The sequence below is a fragment of the Rathayibacter sp. VKM Ac-2856 genome (assembly GCF_013205055.1).
In the GTDB taxonomy this organism is placed as follows: Bacteria; Actinomycetota; Actinomycetes; order Actinomycetales; family Microbacteriaceae; genus Rathayibacter.
Window position 1 is genome coordinate 433,125 of the sequence record NZ_JABMLF010000004.1, and the last position, 18,900, is coordinate 452,024.

The window sequence follows — 18,900 nt, forward strand, 5'->3', positions numbered from 1 at the left end:
CCTCACCCCGTGAGCAGCGCCGGGAACTCGCCCGGGATCTCGCGGGCGAGGTAGCCCGCCGGGCCGAGCCGCCGCGTCAGCACGGTGTCCGCCTCCGTGTGCAGGAACGCGCCCCACGCGGCGGCGCCCTGCGGGTCGAGGCCGCGCGCGCGGAGTCCGGCGGTCGCTCCGGCGAGGACGTCGCCGCTGCCCGCCGTGGCGAGACCCGGGTGCTCGCCCTCGATCCTGACCGCGACGCCGTCGGGGGCCGCGATCACGTTGAAGAGGCTGACGACCGCGTCGTAGCGCCGCGCGAGGGCGATCGCCGCGGCCTCGACATCGTCGACCTCCGCGCCCAGCAGCCGCGCGGCCTCCTCGGTGTTGGGCGTCATCAGCAGCCGACCGGCCAGTGCGCGGGCGACCCGGCGCTGCCCGGGGAGCACGCCGAGCGGGAACGCGTCGAGGTGCACCGCGGGGACGCCGGCCAGCAGCGGGGCGATGGTGCGCAGGGTGGCGGCGGTCGCCTTCGGATCGTCCAGGCCCGGGCCGACCAGCGCGACGTCCGCCGAGCTCAGCTCGCCCTCGAGGTCCTCGAGTCCGCGGCCCGAGATCGAGCCGCCGCGCGTCTCGGCCAAGGGCACGACGCCGCACTCGGGCAGCGCCACGGCGGTCGCCGCGGCGACGGACTCGGCGACGCAGAGGGTGAGGCGCCCCGCACCGACGCGGAGGGCGGAGACGCCCGCGAGGATCGCGGCCCCGGGGGTCTTGCGGGCCCCGCCGACGACGACCACGTCGCCGCGGGCGTGCTTGGAGCCCGCCGGGTCGGGCAGCGGCCAGCGCCGCTCGAGCAGGGGGCGGTCGACGACGGCGCTCATGCGTCGCTCCTTCCGTGCGAGGGGTCCTCGCGATCGTCGTGGCGGGTGACGGGCGCGCTCGAGTCCTCGAGGTGCGCGGTCTCGTTGAAGCGCTCGAGCGTCCAGGCGTCGCCGTCGCGGAGGAGCCGGGTGACGGAGGCGTTCGCGACCGGGGTCGCCCCGCCGATGTCGAGCAGCTCGCGCTCGGACAGGCCCTCGCAGACGGCGCGGATGATCAGGACGACCGCGTCGTGGCAGAACAGCGCGACCGGCCCGGCCGGCGCGACGAGGTCGAGGTGGTCGAGGAAGGACCGCACGCGCTGGGCGAGATCGGTCCAGGACTCGCCACCCGGCGGCCGGTAGTAGAACTTGCCGAGCCAGTCGCGCCGGGCCGCCTCCTCGGGGAAGCGGGCGCGGAAGCCCGCCGTCGTCAGCCGGTCGGCGATGCCCAGGTCGCGGTCGCGGAGGCGCTCGTCGAGGCGGGGCGAGAGGTCAAGGCCCGCCTCCTCGAAGGCGAGCCGCGCGGTCGAGGAGGCGCGGACGTACGGCGAGGACCAGGCGGCGACGGGGGCGTTGCCGTCGGCGAGCCAGCGCCCGAGCGCACGGGCCTGCTCCTGCCCCGCCGCCGACAGCTCGACGTCGGGGTCGCGCCGGTCGACGGCGATGTCGTGGGCGCCCTCCGCCTCGGCGGCGCTGGCCGCGATGTTGGCGACGCTCTCCCCGTGGCGCACGAGGAGGAGCTCGGTCGGTCCGGTGCTGGTGCGTGAGCTCATCCCTCCATGCTCCGCTCCGGTGCCGCCGCCGCCGAGGGGCTTCCGCCGGGCGAGGAGCAGTTGCTACGGCCGGGCGGGCGCGCAGCGGCTAGGGTCGGTCGCGTGAAGCTGACGCGGACCCGACCGGCCCTGACGATCGCCGCGGCCCTGGCGGTGCTCGCGCTCGCGGGGTGCACCGCGCCGGCGCCCGACGTGACGGTCTCGAACGACGCGGCGCCGCGCGAGGAGTCGCGCGACCGCGTCCTCGCCCTGGTCTCCTCCCTCACCGGTCCGCAGGACGACGCCTTCGGCTACGCGCGCCTCGCGAGCGAGCAGGCCGTCGAGGGCGTGGACCTGATCGGGATCGAGTCCTACGACGCCATGACCGAGGGCGGTGAGTTCGGGGCGCTGTCGTTCCGCGCGCCGGTGGACGCCGCCTCGTTCCCCGACGTCGCCGATCTGCCCGACGCCTACTGCTTCCGGGCCCCGTTCGCCTCGGCCGGGGCCGTGGTCGACGACGCCGACGGCGGGGGAGTCGCCGTGATCGAGTGCCCGGCGGACGCCGAGACGATCACCCCGCCGGCCGCCTGAGCAGACGCCTCCGCCTGAGCCGGCGCCTCCGCGGCGGGTCCTCACCGCGCTCGCGGACCGGGCCTTGTCAGGGGGCGTCCACCGCCGCGACGACCGCGGCGAGCGTCTCGGGGTCGCTGAGGATGCGGAAGTGGCCGCCCGTCTCGATCCGCACGTTCACGGCGCCCTCGAGCATGCTGCCCTCGGGGATGTGCGGGTCGAACAGGCCGAAGACCGAGGTGATCCGCGCGTTCGCGCCCGCCCGGCTGGACAGCAGCAGGGTCGTCGCGTCGCGCGGCGAGAAGGAGCGGAGGCTCTTCAGCAGCAGGTACGGGGCGTAGCGGGAGCCGCCGAAGGGCGTCGCGACGGCGACCATGCGGTCGACGCGGCCGTCGGGGTCGAGCTCGGTCATCACGTACTTGCCGATCAGCCCGCCCTTGCTGTGCGCGACGATCACGACGTCGCGCAGATCGTGCTCGGCGAGGTAGGCGGCGACGTCCTCCGCAGTGCGGGCGACCGGGCGGCCGTTCCAGCCGAGGCTGGTGAGCACGTGCATCGGGTGGCCGCGGCGGTGCAGCGGATCGATGATCGGGCGGAGGAAGGCCCAGGTCTCCCAGATGCCCGGCAGCACGACGATCGGACGCTGGTCGCCGTCGAGGTAGTCCTCGGGGGCGCGGCGCGAGACGAAGGCGCGGACCTGCCAGGCGACGGCGTAGGCGTAGTCGCGGATCCACCAGACGGCGTCGCGGACGAGGTGGCTCATGCGGGGACGGCGGCGACGGGCGGGGCCGGGCGCGGTCGAGGGGCCGTCGCGAAGGCGGCCAGGGCCCGTGCGAGCTCCTCCGGCTGCGTGCGCGGGACCACGTGCCGGGAGCCGGCGAACTCGAGGAGGCGCCCGTCCACGGCGTGCGCCAGGAGCCGCTCGCACCAGTCGCGGGTGGCGATCGGGTCGTCCTCGCCGCGGACGACGAGCACGGGGACGGTCACCGCGGCGAGCCGCCGCTGGATCGGGTAGTGCAGCATCTCGGGCAGCTGACGGAGGTACCAGGCGAGGCCGCCGCGGACGTAGTCGACGAAGAGCAGCGCGTCGACGCCGACGGGCTCGCCGAGGCAGTCGCGGGCGAGCGCGAGTCCCTGCCGCACGGCGCCGGGGCGCTGCGGGTCGACGACCGGGCCGATGAGGACGGCGCCCTCGACCAGCTCGGGGGCGCGCGCGGCGAGCTCGACGACGACCTGGCTGCCCATCGAGTGGCCGACGACGACCGCGCGGGTGACGCCGCGCTGCGCCAGCACCCGCTCGACCAGGCGCGCGTGGTCGGCGATGCCGACGCGGCGGCGGGGCGAGCGGTTGGCGCCGAAGCCGGCGAGGTCGACGGCGACCACCCGGCCGTGCGCGCGGAGGGCGACGGCGAGCGTCGAGAAGGTGTGGTGCGACATCCCGATGCCGTGGATGAGGACGAAGGTGCGCTCGGCGTCGCCGGCGCCGGTCGCGACGGTGCGCAGCTCGATCCCGTCGATCTCGTGGCGCAAGGCGGACGAGCGGCGGGTGCGGGGCATGCCCTCCAGGCTAGGCAGGTGCTCGGCTCGCCGCGCGGGGATGCGCGGCGGCGGTCGGGTGGGCTAGGAGCGGGGCCGGGCGGGGGAGTGGCGCGGGCGGGAGTGGCGTCGGGCGGGAGTGGCGCCGGGTGGGGAGTGTCAAGCGGCTGCCGGGGCGCAGGAGCGCTGCCTAGCCTCGGAGCAGGGCGGCGGGTGCCGCTCGCGGAGGGACATCATGCGGATCGCGATCGTCGGAGCGACGGGCAACCTGGGCACCGCCCTGCTGAGGCGGCTCCAGCGGGAGGCGTCGGTCGAGGAGATCGTCGGCATCGCCCGGCGCGAGCCCCGGCCCGGTGCGGCCGAGTACCGCGACGTGCGCTGGCACGAGGTGGACGTGGCCGCGAGCGACGCGGGCCGGCGGCTGCGGGAGGCGTTCACCGGCGTGGACGCGGTCGTGCACCTGGCGTGGGCGCTGCAGCCGAGCCACGACGAGCCGTTCCAGCGCCTCGTCGACGTCGGCGGCACCGCGGCGGTGCTCGCGGCGGCGGCGGCGGCGAGCGGTGTCGGCCAGGTCGCCGTGGCGTCCTCCGTCGGTGCCTACAGCGCGGCGCCGAAGAGCCTGCGCGTGGACGAGACCTGGCCCACGGGCGGTCTGCACACGTCGACCTACAGCCGGCACAAGGCGGCGAACGAGCGCGCGATGGACGCGTTCGAGGCGGAGCACCCGGAGGTGGTGCTCACCCGGCTGCGCCCGGGGCTGGTCTTCCAGCGCGGCGCGGCGACCGAGATCGCCGGCCTCTTCGCCGGACCGAGGTACCCGACGCGCTGGCTGCGAGCGGTGCGGCCGCCCGTCCTGCCGCTGCCGCGGACGCTGATCTTCCAGGGCGTGCACGCCGACGACGTCGCGGACGCCTTCTGGCGCGCGCTCGACCGCCGCGCCGGTGGCGCCTTCAACATCGCGGCGGAGCCGGTGCTCACGCCGCAGCGGATCGCGGACGTGGTCGGCGCGCGCCTCGTGACGGTGCCGGCGGGCCTGCTCCGCTCCGTCGTCTCCGCGACCTGGCGGCTCCGGCTGCAGCGCACCGACGCGGGCTGGCTCGACATCGCGACGAACACTCCGGTCATGTCCACCGAGAAGGCGCGCACCGTTCTCGGCTGGGAGCCGACGGCCACTGCGGAGGACGCCCTGCGCGAGCTGCTCGACGGCCTCGGCGACCGCGCGACGATCGCGGGCTCCCCGCCGCTGCGCGGCTGAGCCCGCCCGCCCCGCAGGGACGCGCAAGCGCGCCGCGCCACAGGAGCGGGCGCGGCCGCGCTCCCATGCGAGAACGGGCGCCCAGGCGCTCATGCCACACGGGCGCGGAGCGCTCCATGCTGGTCGAGTAGCCGCGGAGCGGCGTATCGAGACCCGGCGTCTGCAGAACGGTGGATCTCGATACGCCCTCTCCGAGGGCTGCTCGATCAGCACGCGCTTGCATGCTGGTCGAGTAGCCGCGGAGCGGCGTATCGAGACCCGCTGTCTGCAGAACGGTGGATCTCGATACGCCCTCTCCGAGGGCTACTCGATCAGCATGGAGGGGCGCCCTTTGCGAGGGCAGCGGCCGCTACGACGCCGCGGCGTCCTCGGCGACGCGGATCAGCACCTTGCCCGTGACGCCGCTCTCGACGGCGTCGTGGGCGGCGGCGGTGTCCTCGAGCGGGAACCAGGTCAGAGGCAGGCCCGCCTCCTCGCCGACGGGGAGGGCGCCGTCCACGAGTGCGGCGGTGATGTCCTCGGCCGCGGCCTGGAGCGGTGCCTCGCCGACCGTGTAGAGCAGCAGGCCCTGCCAGCGGGCGTTCTTGGCGAAGCTCGGCACGATCGGGATCGTGAACTCGTCGCCGTTGTTGTTCGCGTAGTAGCCGATGCTGCCGTGGTTGGCGAGCACCTCCACATCGAGGGCGGCGTTCTGCGCGGGCGCCACCTCGACGATCTGGTGCACGCCGTCCGGGGCGAGCTCGAGGATCTTCGCGGCGAGCTCCTCGTCGGGGTACTGGAGGACGTGCTGCGCGCCGGCCGCGGTGGCGAGCTCCGCCTTGGCGTCGCTGCTCACGGTCGCGATGACGGTCGCCCCGGCCCAGACGGCGAGCTGGATCGCGGCGTGGCCGACCGCTCCCGCGCCGCCCTGGACGAGGACGGTGCGGCCGGCGAGGGCGCCGGGCGCCAGACGGGCGGGGCCCTCCTCGTGCACGGTCAGGGCGCGGTGCGCGGTCATCGCGGGGACCCCGAGGCTCGCTCCGAGCTCGGCGTCGACGCCGGCGGGGAGGCGGACGACGTGCTCGGCGAGGAGGACGGCGTGCTCCTGCGCGGAGCCGGTGGGGCGCTGGTGCGCCGCGAGGTAGAACCAGACCGGGTCGCCCACGGTGAATCCCTCGACGCCCTCGCCGACGGCGTCGATCACACCGGCGCCGTCCTGGTTCGGCACGACCTCGGCGAAGGGCGGCTCGCCGCCGGCCCGCGCCTTCCAGTCGGTCGGGTTCACCCCCGAGACGAGGACGCGCACGCGCACCTCGCCGGCGCCGGGAGTGCCCGGCTCGCGCTCGACGAGGGACAGGACGGAGGAGGAGCCGGAACGGGAGTAGATGACGGATCGCATACGAACCCGAAGCCCCCGGGCCCCCTCCCTATTCCCACGAACAGCGAGATGCCACTTGTGCGCGCGACACGCCGTGACGGGCGCGCACAAGTGGCATCTCGCGGAGGGAGGGCAGGGACTACGTGCGGTCGCTGTCCTGCGTCACGTTCTCCTGCACCGCGTGCTTGGCCTCGCGGGCGGAGTCCTGCACGTCGGCGGCGGCGCTGCCGCCCGCCTCCTTGACGTTCTGCGCGGCGTCGGTCGCGGTGTCCTTCACCGAGGCGAAGGCCTGCTCGGCCGGCTCGCGCAGCTCGTTCGCGACGTCCTTCGCGGCGCCGGTCACGGAGTCGACGACGGGCTGCGCCTGCTCCTTGACCTTGCCGGCCGCGTCCTTCTCGGCGCTGGAGGCCGGGATGAGCGAGGCGACCAGGAGGCCCGCGCCGAAGGCCATCAGGCCCACCGCGAACGGGTTGCCGTTCGCCTTGCTCTTCACCGATCCGGCCGTGCCGGAGAGGGAGTCGCCGGCGTCGTGCGCCGACCCCATCACGCGGTCGCGGACGGAGCCGACGGCGGCCTTGACCTTGTCGGTCTGCCGGTCGACGATCGCGCTCGGGCTGACCTTCTCGGCCAGCGCGTCGACGTCGCCGCCGAGCTCGAGGCGCGTGCGCTCGATGTCGGCCCGGATCTCCTCCGGTGTCTTGTTCTGTCCTGCGTCGTAGGTCATCGTCCTGCCCCGTTCGGCTTGAGGGTTTCGGGAATCTGCTTGAGGGAGTCGACCGTCTCGGGAGCACCGTCGACCTGCTTGAGGCTCTTGCGGCCGACGGCGAAGAGGATCGCGGCGACGATGCCCCAGATGACGGCGACGACGACGCCCGACCAGCCGTTGCCGATCAGGGTGCCGAGCGCCCACCAGAGGGCGATCGAGAGGAAGAGCACAGCCATCAGCGCCGCGTAGCCCGCGCCGCCGAGGAGACCGGCGCCCTTCCCGGCCTTGCCGGCCGACTCCTTGATCTCGGCCTTCGCCAGCGCCATCTCCTGTCGGATCAGCGTCGACAGGTCGCGGGAGACCTCGCCGAGCAGATCGCCCAGCGACGTCGACCCGGCGCGCTGCTCGGGGGTCGGCTCTGCGGCGGCGCGATGCGCGCCCAGCGGATCGGTCACGGTCGGGTCCCGTTCGGGAAGCCGTCGTAGCCGGGCGTGATCGGCGTGCTCAGCGGGTCGGCGACCGGCTCGGTGGGCGCGTACTCGCCGCCGCGCTCGTCGAACGAGGTCGTGCCGCCTCCGGTGTAGTCGGCCGCGGCGGGCGCGGAGTAGTCGGCCGCGGCGGGCGCGGCGAACTCGGGTCCGGCGGTGTCGGTCGTCGCGGCCTTCTCGTCCTTCGCCTCGGCGGTGAGCGCGCGGACGAGGCGTCCGGCGACGAGGCCGGTCGCGGCGGCGATCAGGATGAACGCTCCGGGACGGCGGCGCGCGAACGAGCGGACGTCGTCCAGCAGCTCGCCCGGGTCGCGGCTCTCGAGCCACGAGGCGACGCCCTGGGCGCGCTCGGCGGCCTGGGAGACGAGCTTCGCGGCGGCGTTGCCCTCGCCGCCCTCGCCGTTGGCGAGCGAGGTGAGGTCGTCGCTGAAGGCGCGGACACCCTTGGCGGCGTTCTCCTTCTGCGCGTGCGCCTGCTCGGTGAGCTGGGTGCGGCTCTGGTCGAGGAGGTCCTTGACCTGCACCTTCGCCTCCTGGGCGACGTTGGCGGCCTCCTCCTTGCCGGTCTCGAGCACGTCGCTCGCGGCCTGCTTGGCGTCACCGGCGACGGCGCCGGCCTGCTCCTTGGCGGCGCCCGCGGTCTCGGCGGCCTTCTCCTTGGCGGATCCGGCTGCGTCCGAGGCGCTGCCGCCCGAGGTGCTGCCGCCGACCGAGCCGCCGCCGACGCTGTGCGCGCCGAAGGTGGTGTCGGTGGTCGTGCTGTCCGACGAGAACGGCTCGGAGCCGAGCGGTGCGTCGTAGGTGCTGTCGTTCGAGGGGTCGGCGGCGCGGGCGTTCGCCGCGCCGTCTCCGAATGGAGGTGAAGCGGGATCGATGTTCGACATCGTCTGTCCCTTCCAGGATCGAGGAGTGGTGATCTGCGTGCCGGCGTCGCCAGTCTGGGCAGTGCGGACCGCACCGAGATAGGGCGTAGCGGAGCGGCGGCTCGGAGGCGTACCATCACGCCCCCTCGTGGGCGGGCGCTCGCGTCGGCCTTCCTGGACGTCGGCTGCTGATCCGTCGGACGCGCAGCGTCAAGCCCTTCTCGCCCGAGAGGAGCGCTGCCTAGCGTCGAGGGGACGGGGTGACGACCGCCCGTCACCGCATCCGGAAAGGCACCCCATGCTCAGCACTCGTCCGTCCCGCACCGTGCGCGTCCTCGGCGCGCTCGGCGCCTCCGCCCTCACGATCGGCCTGCTCGCCGGCTGCACCGGCGACGCGCAGACCCCCAACCAGTCCGGCAGCGCCGTGCCGACCAGCGCCGACGACGGCTCGACGCCCACGCCCACGATGGAGCCGACGCAGACCGCGCCGTCCGAGACGGCGACTCCCGCTACCTGAGCCGGCGTCCCGTCGCGCGGGCAACGGACGATCGTGCCACCCCGGGGAGCGCTCGGGCAAGCCCCTTCACGCTCCCAGCCGACGAGCAGACAGCGCTCCTACCTTCGGGTGACAGTTCAGCGCACGACGATCACGAAGGAGGCACCACTATGGGGCTCGATGACAAGATCAAGAACGCCGCTCAGGACATCGCCGGCAAGGCGAAGGAAGCCCTGGGCGACCACAAGAACGACGACAGCCTGAAGGCCGAGGGCCAGAAGGACCAGGCCTCGGCCTCCGCGAAGCAGACCGGCGAGGACATCAAGGACGTCTTCAAGTAGGTCTTCTCCGCACCACGACTCAGGCGGCGCCCCCTCGGGGACGCCGCCTTCGTCGTGTCCGCCGGATCTCGATACGCCGCTGCGCGGCTACTCGATCAGCATGGAGCGCCGTCCTGCGGCGCGCTGCACTCCTCGGCCGGGGCGCAGACGCCCACCCATGCTGGTCGAGTAGCGCCGCAGGCGCGTATCGAGACCGACGTGTGCAGACGCGGGATCTCGATACGCCGCTGCGCGGCTACTCGATCAGCATGGGGCGCCGCTGCGCGGCTACTCGCGCAGCATGGAGCGGCGCTCCGCGCCCGCCTACGGCTGCAGGACGACCTTGATGCAGCCGTCCTCCTTCTTCTGGAAGGTCTCGTAGAGACCGGGGGCGTCCTCGAGCGGGGCGCGGTGGGTGACGAGGTCGTTCACGCCCAGCGGGTCGCTGGAGTCCTCGACGAGCGGCAGCAGGTCGTCGATCCAGCGCTTCACGTTGCACTGGCCCATCGTCAGGGTGATCTGCTTGTCGAACATCGACTTCAGCGGCAGCGGGTCCGCCTCGCCGCCGTAGACGCCGCTCAGCGAGACGGTGCCGCCGCGGCGCACGAGGTCGAGCGAGGAGACGACCGCGGCGAGCCGGTCGACTCCGACCGTGTCCATCGCCTTCCGCGCGATCGGGTCGGGCAGCAGCCCGGCCATCGTCTGGGCGAACGAGCCCATCGGCGAGCCGTGCGCCTCCATGCCGACCGCGTCGACGACGGAGTCGGGGCCGCGGCCGTCGGTGAGGTCGCGCAGCTGGTCGTTGATGTCGTCGGTGAAGTCGAAGACCTCGATCCCGTGGCGAGCGGCCATCGCCCGGCGCTCGGCGACCGGGTCGACCGCGAGGACGCGGTAGCCCTTGTGCGCGCCGATGCGGGCCGCGAACTGGCCGACCGGCCCGAGGCCGAACACGACGAGCGAGCCGCCGTCCGGCACGTTCGCGTACTCGACGCCCTGCCAGGCCGTCGGCACGATGTCGCTGAGGAAGAGGTAGTTCTCGTCGGGAAGATCCGTGCCGACGACGACGGTGTTGTAGTCGGCGAGCGGCACGCGGAGGAACTCCGCCTGGCCGCCGGGCACCTGGCCGTACATCTTCGTGTAGCCGAAGAGCGAGGCCCCGGAGCCGTACTCGGTGACCTGGGTGGTCTCGCACTGCGACTGCAGACCGCGGCGGCACATGAAGCACTCGCCGCAGGCGATGTTGAACGGGACGACGACGCGGTCGCCGACCTTGAGCTTCGTTATGCCGGCGCCGACCTCCTCGACGATGCCCATCGGCTCGTGGCCGAGGATGTCGCCCTTGTCGAGGTACGGGCCGAGCAGGCGGTACAGGTGCAGGTCGGAGCCGCAGATCGCGGTCGAGGTGATGCGGACGATGGCGTCCGTCGGCTGCTGGATGCGGGGGTCGGGAACCGTCTCGACCGAGACCTTCTCGATGCCCTGCCACGTGAGTGCGCGCATGCTTCCTCCTTCTCCCGGCTCTCGCCGGTGATCCTCCGGCTCTCGCCGGTGCTACCAGGCCACACCTGTCGCCGTCGCGCCGGGAGGGGGTTGACGGGCGGTGAGCCGGATTCGGAGGCTCCTCCCGGGCCGTGGGGCAGCGGTTCCGTCCACAGCGGGTCGGTCCTCCTCCCCTCGGTCTCTGAGCCGATGTCGGGAGGACGTGCATCCGATGCTCACCCCGCACCCGGCTGCGCAGTGGTGTGATGGAGGGATGGATGCTCTCTACACCGCCATCGCCCACGCCTCCGGTGGAGGACGCGACGGCCACGTCCGCACCGAGGACGACCGACTCGATCTCGACACCCGTCCGCCCCAGGAGCTCGGCGGCTCCGGGGAGGGCACGAACCCCGAGCAGCTCTTCGCCGCCGGTTTCGCGGCCTGCTTCCTCAGCGCGCTGCACGGCTCCGGCAAGGCGCTCTCGATCGACACGACCGACGCCCAGGTGTCGGCGAGCGTCTCGATCGGCAAGAACGACGACGGCGGCTTCGGCCTCGCCGTCGAGCTCGACATCCACGTGCCCAAGGCGAGCTCGGAGGACGCGCACACCGTCGCCGAGAAGGCGCACACGATGTGCCCGTACTCGAACGCCACCCGCGGCAACGTCGACGTCGTCCTCAACATCGTCGACTGACGCCACCCCTCGCGAAGGCCCCCTCCCGACAGCGGGCGGGGGCCTTCGTCGTGCCGCCGCCGGTCCTGCGGCACCCGTCCGTTAGGGTCGGAGGCATGATCGAGGAACCGTCGCGCGAGGGGTCGGACGCGGACGCGCTGGCCGAGCTCGAGCAGATCCGTCAGAGCATCGACAACATCGACGCGGCGCTGATCCACCTGCTCGCCGAGCGCTTCAAGTTCACCCAGAAGGTCGGTCGGCTGAAGGCGGCGCACGGCCTGCCGCCCGCCGACCTCGAGCGCGAGTCGCGCCAGATCTCGCGCCTGCGCGCCCTCGCGGAGGACGCGCACCTCGACCCGGCCTTCGCGGAGAAGTTCCTCGGCTTCATCGTCGCCGAGGTCATCCACCACCACGAGCAGATCGCGAGCGGCGCGGCCGACTGACGCCGCCGGGTCTCGATACGCCGCCGGCGGCGGCTACTCGACCAGCATGGTGGGCGTATCGAGATCCCCGCGAGATGCCACTTGTGCACGCTCGACACGGCGTGTCGCGTGCACAAGTGGCATCTCGCGAAAGCGCGACTAGGCGGCGGCCGGGCGGGAGAGGGCTCGGACCGACGTGACGCGGCGGCGGGCGATGGCGGCGACGGTCAGGAGCAGGCCGAAGAGCAGCCAGATCAGCAGGCCGACGACCGCGGCGGCGACGCCTCCGGTGCCCTCGACCACGCCGGCGAGCGCGTTCTGCGCGGCCGAGAGCGGCAGGAAGGCGAGGGCGTCGTCGAAGACGCCCGGCACGGTCGAGATGATGCCGGCACCGAGGCCGATCACCGCCGCGACCATCGAGACGAACCGGCCGAGCCCGCCGAGCAGCGCCACCAGGCCCTGGTTCACCGCGGCGAAGGACGCGCCCGCCAGCATCGCCAGCGCGGCGAAGCCGAACCAGGTCACCAGGTCGAGGCTCGCGACCGCGCTCATCACGATCGCGACGGCGAGGCCCTGCACGAGTCCGATCACGAGCGCCGGCACGTACGACGACAGCGCGAGCGCCGCGGAGGAGCGGGTCGACGACAGCGCGCGGTGCGAGAACGCGGCGAGCACGAGGAACGTCGCGAGGGCGCCCAGCCAGAGCGCGATCGTCGCGAAGAACGGCACGCTCGACGCTCCGAACAGGTCCGTGCTGCTGCTCGAGTTCTCGACCGGGTCGGAGACGACGTCGGCGAGGTTCTGCGACTCCGACTCCGTGTAGGTCGGCAGCTGGGCGACGGCCGCGTCGAGGCCGGTGGCGAGCGAGCGGGTGCCGTCGGCGAGCTGGAGGGCCCCGTCCGAGACTCCGCCCGCGCCGTCGGCGAGCTGTCGCGCGCCGTCGGCCGCCGAGGAGGCGCCGGTGGCGAGCTGCGTGGCGCCGTCCGCGGCCGATGTGGCCCCGGTCGCGAGCTGCCGCGCGCCGTCGGCGGCGGACGTCGCACCCGTGGCGAGCTGCGAGGCCCCGCCTGCGGCCGTGGCGGCGCCGGTCGAGAGCTGGGTCAGCCCGCCGGCGAGAGCACCGGCTCCGTCGGCGACGCCGCGCGCTCCGGCGGCCGACTGCGCGGTCCCCGCGACGAGCGACGGCTGACCGTTCGCTCCGTCGTTGATGCCGGCCGAGATTCCCGCGGCGTACTGCGCGGTCGCGCCCGCCTGGTAGAGCGCGCCGGCCTGGTTCGTGGTGTCGAGCTGACTGCCGGCCTCCGCGAGGATGGCGGCGCAGACGGGGTCGGTCGCGGCGCAGGACTGCGCCAGCGCGGCGATGGTGCCGAGCGAGGTGCCCGTGGTGGTCGCGGACTGGGCGGCGAGCCCGGAGGCGGTCGCGGCGGTGTCGCCCAGCGTCGAGACTCCCGCGGCGAGGCCGTCGAGCCCGTCGGCGAGCGAGCCCGCGCCGGTGGCGAGCTCGGTCGCCCCGCCGGCCGACTGCTGCGCGCCGGTCGCGAGCTGCGAGACGCCGCCCGAGAGGTCCGAGGCGCCGGTGCCGAGCTGCGCGACTCCGTCCGCCAGCGACGATGCGCCCGTGCCGAGCTGCGCGACGCCGTCCGAGAGGCCGGAGGCGCCGGTCGCGAGGTCGTCGATGCCGTCGGCGAGGGTGCTGGTGCCGTCGGCGAGCGTCGAGGCGCCCGTGCCGAGCTCGTCTGCGCCGTCGGCGAGAGTGCCCGCGCCCTCCGCCGCCTGGCCGATCTGCTCGTTCAGCGTGTTGAAGCCGACGTAGATGTTCTCGAGATACGCGGTGGTCAGCTGGGTGTTCAGCAGCGCGGTGGCGGTGCTGGTGACGGTCGTCGAGATCGCGTCGTCGACGAGCTTCGCCTTCTCGCTGGTCGCGATGTCGATCGTGGCCTTGGTCGCGGCGGCGGCGTCTCCGGAGTAGGAGGTGGCGGCGGCCGAGAACGAGGACGGGATGGTGACGACGGTCGCGTAGCTGCCGTCGGCGAGGCCCTTCGCGGCGTCGTCCTTGTCGGTGAGGACCCAGGTGAAGTTGCCGGTCGAGTCGGAGCCGGACACGTTCGCCGCGGGGCTCGCGGACGCCGACGGAGTGGCCGAGGCGGAGGGGGCGGGCGTCGCCGAGTCGTCCGTCTCGCCGCCGGTGACGAGACCGGCCGCGAGCTGGCGCCCGAGCGGCACGGTCTGCCCGTTGATCTCGACCGGGGTGTCCTCGTTCACGACCGCGGCCGTGATCGTGTCCAGGCGCTCGGTCGGGTTCCACAGCGCCCAGACCAGCAGGCCGCCGATGACCAGGGGGACCAGGACGATGCCGAGAAGGGTCACCCAGGACACCTTCTTGACGCCGCGGGGGCGTTCGAGGGAGAAGAGAGCCATCTGTCAGCGGACCTTTGCGATCGCGCGGCGCTCGGCCGCGGGGGAGACCGCGAGCTCGTCGCGGTCGGAGGGGAGGAGGTCGTCGAGCGCGTCCGCGTCGACGGAGGAGGCGATCACCGTGAAGGAGTGCTCCTTCTGCGCGGCCCTGGAGCGGGCCCGGTCGAGCTCGGCGCGGACGCCCTCGCGCACCAGCGGGTCGGTGACGGTGTCGAGGTCGTCGAGCACGAGCAGCGGCGGGGCCGTCTCGAGCGCGGCCCGCACCTCGCCGACGGGGTCGGCCGCGCCCGCGAGCCGGACGAGTCCGACGCGCCCGCGGACCGCCGAGGAGCGGATCGGGACGACGAGGCCGTCGACCTTCAGCCGGCCGGAGTCGGGGGCGAGGCGCCCCGCGATCGTGAGCAGCAGGGCGGTGCGGCCCGAGCGGTGCGGGCCGTGCACCACCAGCGCGCCGCCGGCGGGCACGCGGACGTCGACGTCGCGGTAGACCGGGCCGTCGGGTCCGTCGAGGCGGAGCCCCTCGGCCGCGACCGCGTCGGTGGCGCCGGGCTCGGGCCAGTCCGCGAGCGCGAGCTCCTTGGTCAGGCCCTCGCCCTCCACGTCGAAGGAGGGGAGCACGCGGTCGAGCCAGCGCGGCATGTGCCAGGCGCGGTCGCCGAGCAGGTGCAGCACCGCGGGCACGAGCGTCATCCGGACGATGAAGGCGTCGACGAACACGCCCACCGCCAGGCCGAGCGCGATCGGCTTGATGTTGGTGTCGCCCTCCGGGACGAACGCCGCGAAGACGGAGAACATGATGACCGCGGCCGCGGTGACGACCTTCGCCGAGCCGACGAAGCCCGACTCGACCGCCGCGCGCGCCGGACGGCCGTGCACGTAGTCCTCGCGCATCCGCGAGACGAGGAACACCTCGTAGTCCATGGCCAGCCCGAAGAGCACGCCCATCAGGATGATCGGCATGAAGCTGATGATCGGGCCGGTCTTGTCCACGTGCAGGGCGTCGGCGAACCAGCCCCACTCGAAGACCGCGGCGACGGCGCCGAAGGACGCGCCGACCGAGAGCAGGTAGCCGAGCGTCGCCTTGAGCGGCACCCAGAGCGAGCGGAAGACCATCGTCAGCAGCACCAGGGAGAGCCCCACCACCAGCAGGCCGAACGGCAGCAGCGCGTTCGCGAGCGTGTCGGAGATGTCGATGCCGACCGCGGTCTGGCCGGTGACCGCGAGGTCGACGCCGTACTCCTGCTCGAAGTAGTCGTGCCTGTCGCGGATCTCGGCGACGAGCGCCTTGGTCGCCTCGGAGTCCGGGCCGCCCTCGGGGATCACCTGGATGATCCCGGTGTCGGCGGTCTCGTTCGGAGTGGCCAGCGGCACGGAGGCGACGCCGTCCAGGCCCTCGATCTCGGTCTTGAGGTCGTCCATCAGGCCGAGCGGATCGGTCGAGCCGATGATGGTGCCGGTGACGATCAGGGGGCCGTTGTAGCCGGGGCCGAAGTTCTCGGCGAGCAGGTCGTAGGTGTCGCGGGCGGGGGTGCCCTCGGCCTGGTAGCCGGCGTCGGGCAGGGCGAGGCGGAGGCTGAGCGCGGGGATCGACGCCATGCCGAGCACGCCGACGACCGCGATGATCGTGAGGATCGGGAAGCGGGTGACGACGCGGACCCAGCCGCGGAAGAAGCCGCGCGGGACCTCGGCGTGCGGGTGCGCGCCGGGGGAGGGGGCGCTCGCGTCCGCCGCGGCGTCGGGGTCGGCGTGGGCGCCGGTGGTCGCGGTGGCGGTGGCACCGGCGGAGGCGCTCGCGGTCGTCCGGGCCACCGCGGCGTCCTTCTTCTCCGCGGCCTTCTTCGCGCGGCGCTCCTTCGGCCGGAGGCGCTCGCCGGCGAAGCCGAGCAGAGCGGGGGTGAGCGTGAGGGCGATGACCACGGCGATCGCGACTCCGCCCGCCGCCGCGATGCCCATCGTGGTGAGGAACGGGATGCCCGCGACCGACAGGCCGGCCAGGGCGATGATGACCGTCAGTCCCGCGAAGACGACAGCGGAGCCGGCGGTCGCGGTCGCGCGGGCGGCCGACTCCTCCGGGGCCATGCCCTGCTTCAGCTGGTCCTGGTGCCGGCTGATGATGAAGAGCGCGTAGTCGATGCCGACGGCGAGGCCGAGCATCAGCGCCAGCAGCGGCGTCGTCGAGGAGATCGAGGCGAAGCGGGTCGCGATGAAGATCGCCGACATCGAGAGCGCGACGCCGAGCAGTGCGGTCACCAGCGGCATGCCGGCCGCGAGGAACGAGCCGAAGGTGAGCACGAGGACCACCAGCGCGACGACGAGGCCGATCGCCTCGGTGACGGTGACACCGGGCAGGCTCTGCGAGAAGAGGTCGCCGCCGAGCGAGACCACGGAGCCCTCGGGGAGCGCGTCGCGGAGGGTCGTCGCCTCGGCCTGCAGCGCGTCGCGGGACGCCTCGGAGGTGGTGGTGGCGGAGCCGTCCATCTGCGTGGTGATGACGAGCGCGTTCCCGGCCTCGGAGATCGTGCCCTCGACGGTGTCGGAGTAGGGGTCGGTCACGGCGGCGACGCCCTCGATCCCCTCGAGCGCGGTGACGGCCTCGCCGACCGGGCCGCTGATGTCCCCGTCCTCGACGCTGCCGCCGTCGGGCGCGACGACGACGTAGCGCGCCGAGGTGCCGCTGACCTGCGGAAAGGTCCGCTCGAGCTGGTCCAGCGCGGTCTGCGACTGGGTGCCCGGGATGGAGAAGGTGTTGTCCGTGCCTTGGTTGAGCAGCAGCGCGCCGCCGCCCGCGAGGACGACGACGGCGAGCCAGAGGACGGCGACCAGCCGGTGGGCGCGGAACACCCAGCGGCCGAGTCGGTAGAGCATCGACGACACGCGTGTCTCCTGACGACGGGGAGTGGAAAGGGACACGACTCTGTGCTCGGAACCGGAGCCTGCTCGAGGCAGGACCCTGCTCGATACAAGAACGTATCCGATACGCGAATGTATCCGATACAGTGATGCATCTCAATGCCGTTGACGCCCGCCGGGGAAGGACTCAGGATGACCGACTCCGTCGAGACCTCGCGCCGTGGCAGGACGCGCGAGCGGCTCCTCGACGCCGCGTACGACGTCTTCGCCGAGACGGGCGTGCACACGGCCTCGGTCGAGCAGATCTGCGAGCGCGCGGGCTTCAGCCGCGGGGCGTTCTACTCCAACTTCTCGACGAAGGAGGAGCTGTTCTTCGCGCTGATGGAGCGCGAGAACACCGCCCGGCTGAACGGGCTGATCGAGCAGATGGGGCGGACGATCCCCAAGGTCGCCGAGTCCGAGGAGCCGCTCACGGCGGAGACGCTCGCGGTGGTCATCCTGGACTTCCTGCAGGGGCCGTTCACCGACAACCGGCGCTGGTGCGTCGTGCAGTCCGAGTTCGAGCTGCTGGCGATGCGCGATCCGGCCATCGCCCCGCAGTACCGCGACTTCCGCGCCGGCTTCGACGCGACCCTGATCGGGATCGTGCGGGGCGCGCTGCAGCAGGTGCAGCGCGACTTCAGCCTGCCGCCGACCACCGCCGTCCGGCTGCTGATCGCGAGCTACGACGACGCCGTGAAGTCGTCGATCCTCGAGGACGACTCGGAGGAGGCGGCGCTCGAGCGGCTGCGGGCGACGCTGACCGACGTGGTGCTGGTCATCTCGGTCGAGCGCTGACGGGGCGGGCGCTGACGGGGCCGGCGCTGACGCGGCGCCGCTGAACGGCCGTGTGCCGATGCGTCGCCGCTGATCGGCCGGCGCGCAACGGGTAACCGGTGGTGCCCGCGCGAGACGAGGATGGACCCATGGAACTGCGCCAGCTCGAACACTTCCTCGCCGTGGCGAAGGAGCAGCACTTCACCCGCGCGGCGAGCGCGCTGCAGATCTCGCAGTCGGGCCTCTCGGCGTCGATCCGCGCGCTCGAGAGCGAGCTGGGCAGTCCGCTGTTCACGCGGAGCACCCGCCGGGTCGAGCTGACGCCGGCCGGGCGGGCGATGCTGGCGGAGTCGGAGCAGTCGGTCGCCAGTGCGCTCGCGGCCCGCGACGCGGTGCTGGCGGTGCAGGGCGTGCTCCGGGGCAGCCTCGCGGTCGGCACCGAGGAGTGCCTGGGCGGCGTGCACCTGCCGCGCGAGCTGGCGACCTTCCGCGAGCAGCACCCGGGCGTCGGGCTGCGGCTGACCCACGACGGATCGGGGACACTGCTGGAGGCGGTCGGCAGCGGGCGGCTCGACCTCGCGCTGGTCGCGGACATCGGCGCGACGCCGGCGGGAGTGGTGACGCGACCGCTCGCCGCGGAGGGCTTCGCGGTGCTCGCGCATCCGGAGCACCCGCTCGCCGACCGGCCGGTGTGCCGCATCCCGGACCTCGAGGGCCAGACGATCGTCGGGCTGCAGGAGCACTGGGGAGCGAGCCACCTCGCCGCGCAGGCGTTCGCCGCGCACGGGCTGCCGTTCGAGGTGGAGCTCGAGGTCAACGACGTGCACACCCTGCTCGACCTCGTCGAGTACGGCATGGGCGTGGCGGTCGTGCCGGCGCACTTCGCCGAGAAGCGGCCGGGTGGCCTGCGCGCGGTGCCCCTGGAGGACCCTCTGCTCGTCTGGCGGACCATGGTCGCCCTGCCGGAGCGCCCGACGGCGGCGGCCCGCGCCTTCGTCGCGGCCCTGCCGCCTGCATGCTGATCGAGTAGCCCGCGGAGCGGGCCCCATGCTGATCGAGTAGCCCGCGG

19 protein-coding genes are annotated in these 18,900 nt (G+C 73.6%); 8 read left to right on the plus strand and 11 right to left on the minus strand.

Annotation, left to right across the window (positions count from 1 at the left end; translation table 11 throughout):
* Positions 1-2 precede the first annotated feature (2 nt).
* Together HQQ82_RS14960 and HQQ82_RS14965 are read right to left on the minus strand one after the other, a co-directional pair.
* On the minus strand, positions 3-854 hold the full coding sequence (locus HQQ82_RS14960; RefSeq protein WP_173234569.1) for an ADP/ATP-dependent (S)-NAD(P)H-hydrate dehydratase: 852 nt from the start codon (positions 852-854) through the stop codon (positions 3-5).
* The gene (locus tag HQQ82_RS14965) at positions 851-1,606 is read right to left on the minus strand and encodes a histidine phosphatase family protein (RefSeq protein WP_173234571.1); all 756 of its coding nucleotides are present in this window, start codon (positions 1,604-1,606) and stop codon (positions 851-853) included. The genes HQQ82_RS14960 and HQQ82_RS14965 overlap by 4 nt, the downstream gene beginning before the upstream one ends.
* Positions 1,607-1,708: 102 nt before the next feature.
* Here HQQ82_RS14965 and HQQ82_RS14970 point away from each other — a divergent pair, with 102 nt between their 5' ends.
* Complete coding sequence (locus tag HQQ82_RS14970) at positions 1,709-2,176, plus strand: hypothetical protein (RefSeq protein WP_173234573.1); 468 nt, start codon at positions 1,709-1,711, stop codon at positions 2,174-2,176.
* Between the two features lie 67 nt (positions 2,177-2,243).
* On the opposite strand, the gene HQQ82_RS14975 is transcribed toward HQQ82_RS14970, so the two are convergent.
* The gene (locus tag HQQ82_RS14975; protein ID WP_173234574.1) at positions 2,244-2,918 is read right to left on the minus strand and encodes a triacylglycerol lipase; all 675 of its coding nucleotides are present in this window, start codon (positions 2,916-2,918) and stop codon (positions 2,244-2,246) included.
* Complete coding sequence (locus HQQ82_RS14980; protein ID WP_173234576.1) at positions 2,915-3,712, minus strand: alpha/beta fold hydrolase; 798 nt, start codon at positions 3,710-3,712, stop codon at positions 2,915-2,917. The genes HQQ82_RS14975 and HQQ82_RS14980 overlap by 4 nt, the downstream gene beginning before the upstream one ends.
* 214 nt (positions 3,713-3,926) lie before the next feature.
* Here HQQ82_RS14980 and HQQ82_RS14985 point away from each other — a divergent pair, with 214 nt between their 5' ends.
* Entirely contained in the window at positions 3,927-4,946 is a 1,020-nt protein-coding gene (locus tag HQQ82_RS14985; RefSeq protein ID WP_173234578.1) for an NAD-dependent epimerase/dehydratase family protein, read from the plus strand.
* Between the two features lie 349 nt (positions 4,947-5,295).
* On the opposite strand, the gene HQQ82_RS14990 is transcribed toward HQQ82_RS14985, so the two are convergent.
* The 4 genes from HQQ82_RS14990 to HQQ82_RS15005 form a co-directional block, all read right to left on the minus strand.
* Positions 5,296-6,324 (minus strand): NADPH:quinone reductase, encoded by a 1,029-nt coding sequence (locus HQQ82_RS14990; RefSeq protein ID WP_173234579.1) that lies wholly within the window; start codon positions 6,322-6,324, stop codon positions 5,296-5,298.
* A 118-nt stretch (positions 6,325-6,442) separates the two neighbouring features.
* Complete coding sequence (locus HQQ82_RS14995; RefSeq protein WP_173234581.1) at positions 6,443-7,027, minus strand: DUF3618 domain-containing protein; 585 nt, start codon at positions 7,025-7,027, stop codon at positions 6,443-6,445.
* Positions 7,024-7,452, minus strand: coding sequence for a phage holin family protein (locus tag HQQ82_RS15000; protein WP_173234713.1), 429 nt, complete (start codon positions 7,450-7,452; stop codon positions 7,024-7,026). Before HQQ82_RS15000 ends, HQQ82_RS14995 begins: the two co-directional genes overlap by 4 nt.
* Before the next feature lie 8 nt (positions 7,453-7,460).
* Positions 7,461-8,381, minus strand: coding sequence for a hypothetical protein (locus tag HQQ82_RS15005; RefSeq protein WP_173234583.1), 921 nt, complete (start codon positions 8,379-8,381; stop codon positions 7,461-7,463).
* Positions 8,382-8,658: 277 nt separating this feature from the next.
* On the opposite strand from HQQ82_RS15005, the gene HQQ82_RS15010 reads away from it, so the two are divergent.
* Positions 8,659-8,877 carry a hypothetical protein gene (locus HQQ82_RS15010; protein WP_173234584.1) on the plus strand — a complete coding sequence of 73 codons (219 nt, stop codon included), beginning with the start codon at positions 8,659-8,661 and terminating at the stop codon, positions 8,875-8,877.
* Between the two features lie 149 nt (positions 8,878-9,026).
* Positions 9,027-9,197, plus strand: coding sequence for a CsbD family protein (locus HQQ82_RS15015; protein WP_123447107.1), 171 nt, complete (start codon positions 9,027-9,029; stop codon positions 9,195-9,197).
* 303 nt (positions 9,198-9,500) lie between these two features.
* Here the strand turns inward: HQQ82_RS15015 and HQQ82_RS15020 are convergent, their stop codons facing one another.
* Positions 9,501-10,676, minus strand: a complete 1,176-nt coding sequence (locus HQQ82_RS15020; protein WP_173234586.1) for a zinc-dependent alcohol dehydrogenase — start codon at positions 10,674-10,676, stop codon at positions 9,501-9,503.
* A 253-nt stretch (positions 10,677-10,929) separates the two neighbouring features.
* Between HQQ82_RS15020 and HQQ82_RS15025 the strand changes: the two genes are divergently transcribed.
* Both HQQ82_RS15025 and HQQ82_RS15030 read left to right on the plus strand, forming a co-directional pair.
* Entirely contained in the window at positions 10,930-11,349 is a 420-nt protein-coding gene (locus tag HQQ82_RS15025; protein WP_173234587.1) for an organic hydroperoxide resistance protein, read from the plus strand.
* Between the two features lie 95 nt (positions 11,350-11,444).
* Positions 11,445-11,771 (plus strand): chorismate mutase, encoded by a 327-nt coding sequence (locus HQQ82_RS15030; protein WP_173234589.1) that lies wholly within the window; start codon positions 11,445-11,447, stop codon positions 11,769-11,771.
* Between the two features lie 138 nt (positions 11,772-11,909).
* Here the strand turns inward: HQQ82_RS15030 and HQQ82_RS15035 are convergent, their stop codons facing one another.
* Both HQQ82_RS15035 and HQQ82_RS15040 read right to left on the minus strand, forming a co-directional pair.
* Positions 11,910-14,168 (minus strand): YhgE/Pip domain-containing protein, encoded by a 2,259-nt coding sequence (locus HQQ82_RS15035; protein ID WP_173234591.1) that lies wholly within the window; start codon positions 14,166-14,168, stop codon positions 11,910-11,912.
* A gap of 3 nt (positions 14,169-14,171) precedes the next feature.
* On the minus strand, positions 14,172-17,030 hold the full coding sequence (locus HQQ82_RS15040; protein WP_216848665.1) for an MMPL family transporter: 2,859 nt from the start codon (positions 17,028-17,030) through the stop codon (positions 14,172-14,174).
* Between the two features lie 177 nt (positions 17,031-17,207).
* Here HQQ82_RS15040 and HQQ82_RS15045 point away from each other — a divergent pair, with 177 nt between their 5' ends.
* Positions 17,208-17,852 carry a TetR/AcrR family transcriptional regulator gene (locus HQQ82_RS15045; RefSeq protein ID WP_173234594.1) on the plus strand — a complete coding sequence of 215 codons (645 nt, stop codon included), beginning with the start codon at positions 17,208-17,210 and terminating at the stop codon, positions 17,850-17,852.
* A 128-nt stretch (positions 17,853-17,980) separates the two neighbouring features.
* Complete coding sequence (locus tag HQQ82_RS15050; RefSeq protein ID WP_173234596.1) at positions 17,981-18,853, plus strand: LysR family transcriptional regulator; 873 nt, start codon at positions 17,981-17,983, stop codon at positions 18,851-18,853.
* Positions 18,854-18,900 lie beyond the last annotated feature (47 nt).

What these genes read in the sequence shown, in the direction of transcription:
- HQQ82_RS14960 (WP_173234569.1), bottom strand. Translation starts at nt 854, where the DNA reads ATGAGCGCCGTCGTCGACCGCCCCCTGCTCGAGCGGCGCTGGCCGCTG.
- HQQ82_RS14965 (WP_173234571.1), bottom strand. Translation starts at nt 1,606, where the DNA reads ATGAGCTCACGCACCAGCACCGGACCGACCGAGCTCCTCCTCGTGCGC.
- HQQ82_RS14975 (WP_173234574.1), bottom strand. Translation starts at nt 2,918, where the DNA reads ATGAGCCACCTCGTCCGCGACGCCGTCTGGTGGATCCGCGACTACGCC.
- HQQ82_RS14980 (WP_173234576.1), bottom strand. Translation starts at nt 3,712, where the DNA reads ATGCCCCGCACCCGCCGCTCGTCCGCCTTGCGCCACGAGATCGACGGG.
- HQQ82_RS14985 (WP_173234578.1), top strand. Translation starts at nt 3,927, where the DNA reads ATGCGGATCGCGATCGTCGGAGCGACGGGCAACCTGGGCACCGCCCTG.
- HQQ82_RS14990 (WP_173234579.1), bottom strand. Translation starts at nt 6,324, where the DNA reads ATGCGATCCGTCATCTACTCCCGTTCCGGCTCCTCCTCCGTCCTGTCC.
- HQQ82_RS14995 (WP_173234581.1), bottom strand. Translation starts at nt 7,027, where the DNA reads ATGACCTACGACGCAGGACAGAACAAGACACCGGAGGAGATCCGGGCC.
- HQQ82_RS15005 (WP_173234583.1), bottom strand. Translation starts at nt 8,381, where the DNA reads ATGTCGAACATCGATCCCGCTTCACCTCCATTCGGAGACGGCGCGGCG.
- HQQ82_RS15010 (WP_173234584.1), top strand. Translation starts at nt 8,659, where the DNA reads ATGCTCAGCACTCGTCCGTCCCGCACCGTGCGCGTCCTCGGCGCGCTC.
- HQQ82_RS15015 (WP_123447107.1), top strand. Translation starts at nt 9,027, where the DNA reads ATGGGGCTCGATGACAAGATCAAGAACGCCGCTCAGGACATCGCCGGC.
- HQQ82_RS15020 (WP_173234586.1), bottom strand. Translation starts at nt 10,676, where the DNA reads ATGCGCGCACTCACGTGGCAGGGCATCGAGAAGGTCTCGGTCGAGACG.
- HQQ82_RS15025 (WP_173234587.1), top strand. Translation starts at nt 10,930, where the DNA reads ATGGATGCTCTCTACACCGCCATCGCCCACGCCTCCGGTGGAGGACGC.
- HQQ82_RS15030 (WP_173234589.1), top strand. Translation starts at nt 11,445, where the DNA reads ATGATCGAGGAACCGTCGCGCGAGGGGTCGGACGCGGACGCGCTGGCC.
- HQQ82_RS15035 (WP_173234591.1), bottom strand. Translation starts at nt 14,168, where the DNA reads ATGGCTCTCTTCTCCCTCGAACGCCCCCGCGGCGTCAAGAAGGTGTCC.
- HQQ82_RS15040 (WP_216848665.1), bottom strand. Translation starts at nt 17,030, where the DNA reads ATGCTCTACCGACTCGGCCGCTGGGTGTTCCGCGCCCACCGGCTGGTC.
- HQQ82_RS15045 (WP_173234594.1), top strand. Translation starts at nt 17,208, where the DNA reads ATGACCGACTCCGTCGAGACCTCGCGCCGTGGCAGGACGCGCGAGCGG.
- HQQ82_RS15050 (WP_173234596.1), top strand. Translation starts at nt 17,981, where the DNA reads ATGGAACTGCGCCAGCTCGAACACTTCCTCGCCGTGGCGAAGGAGCAG.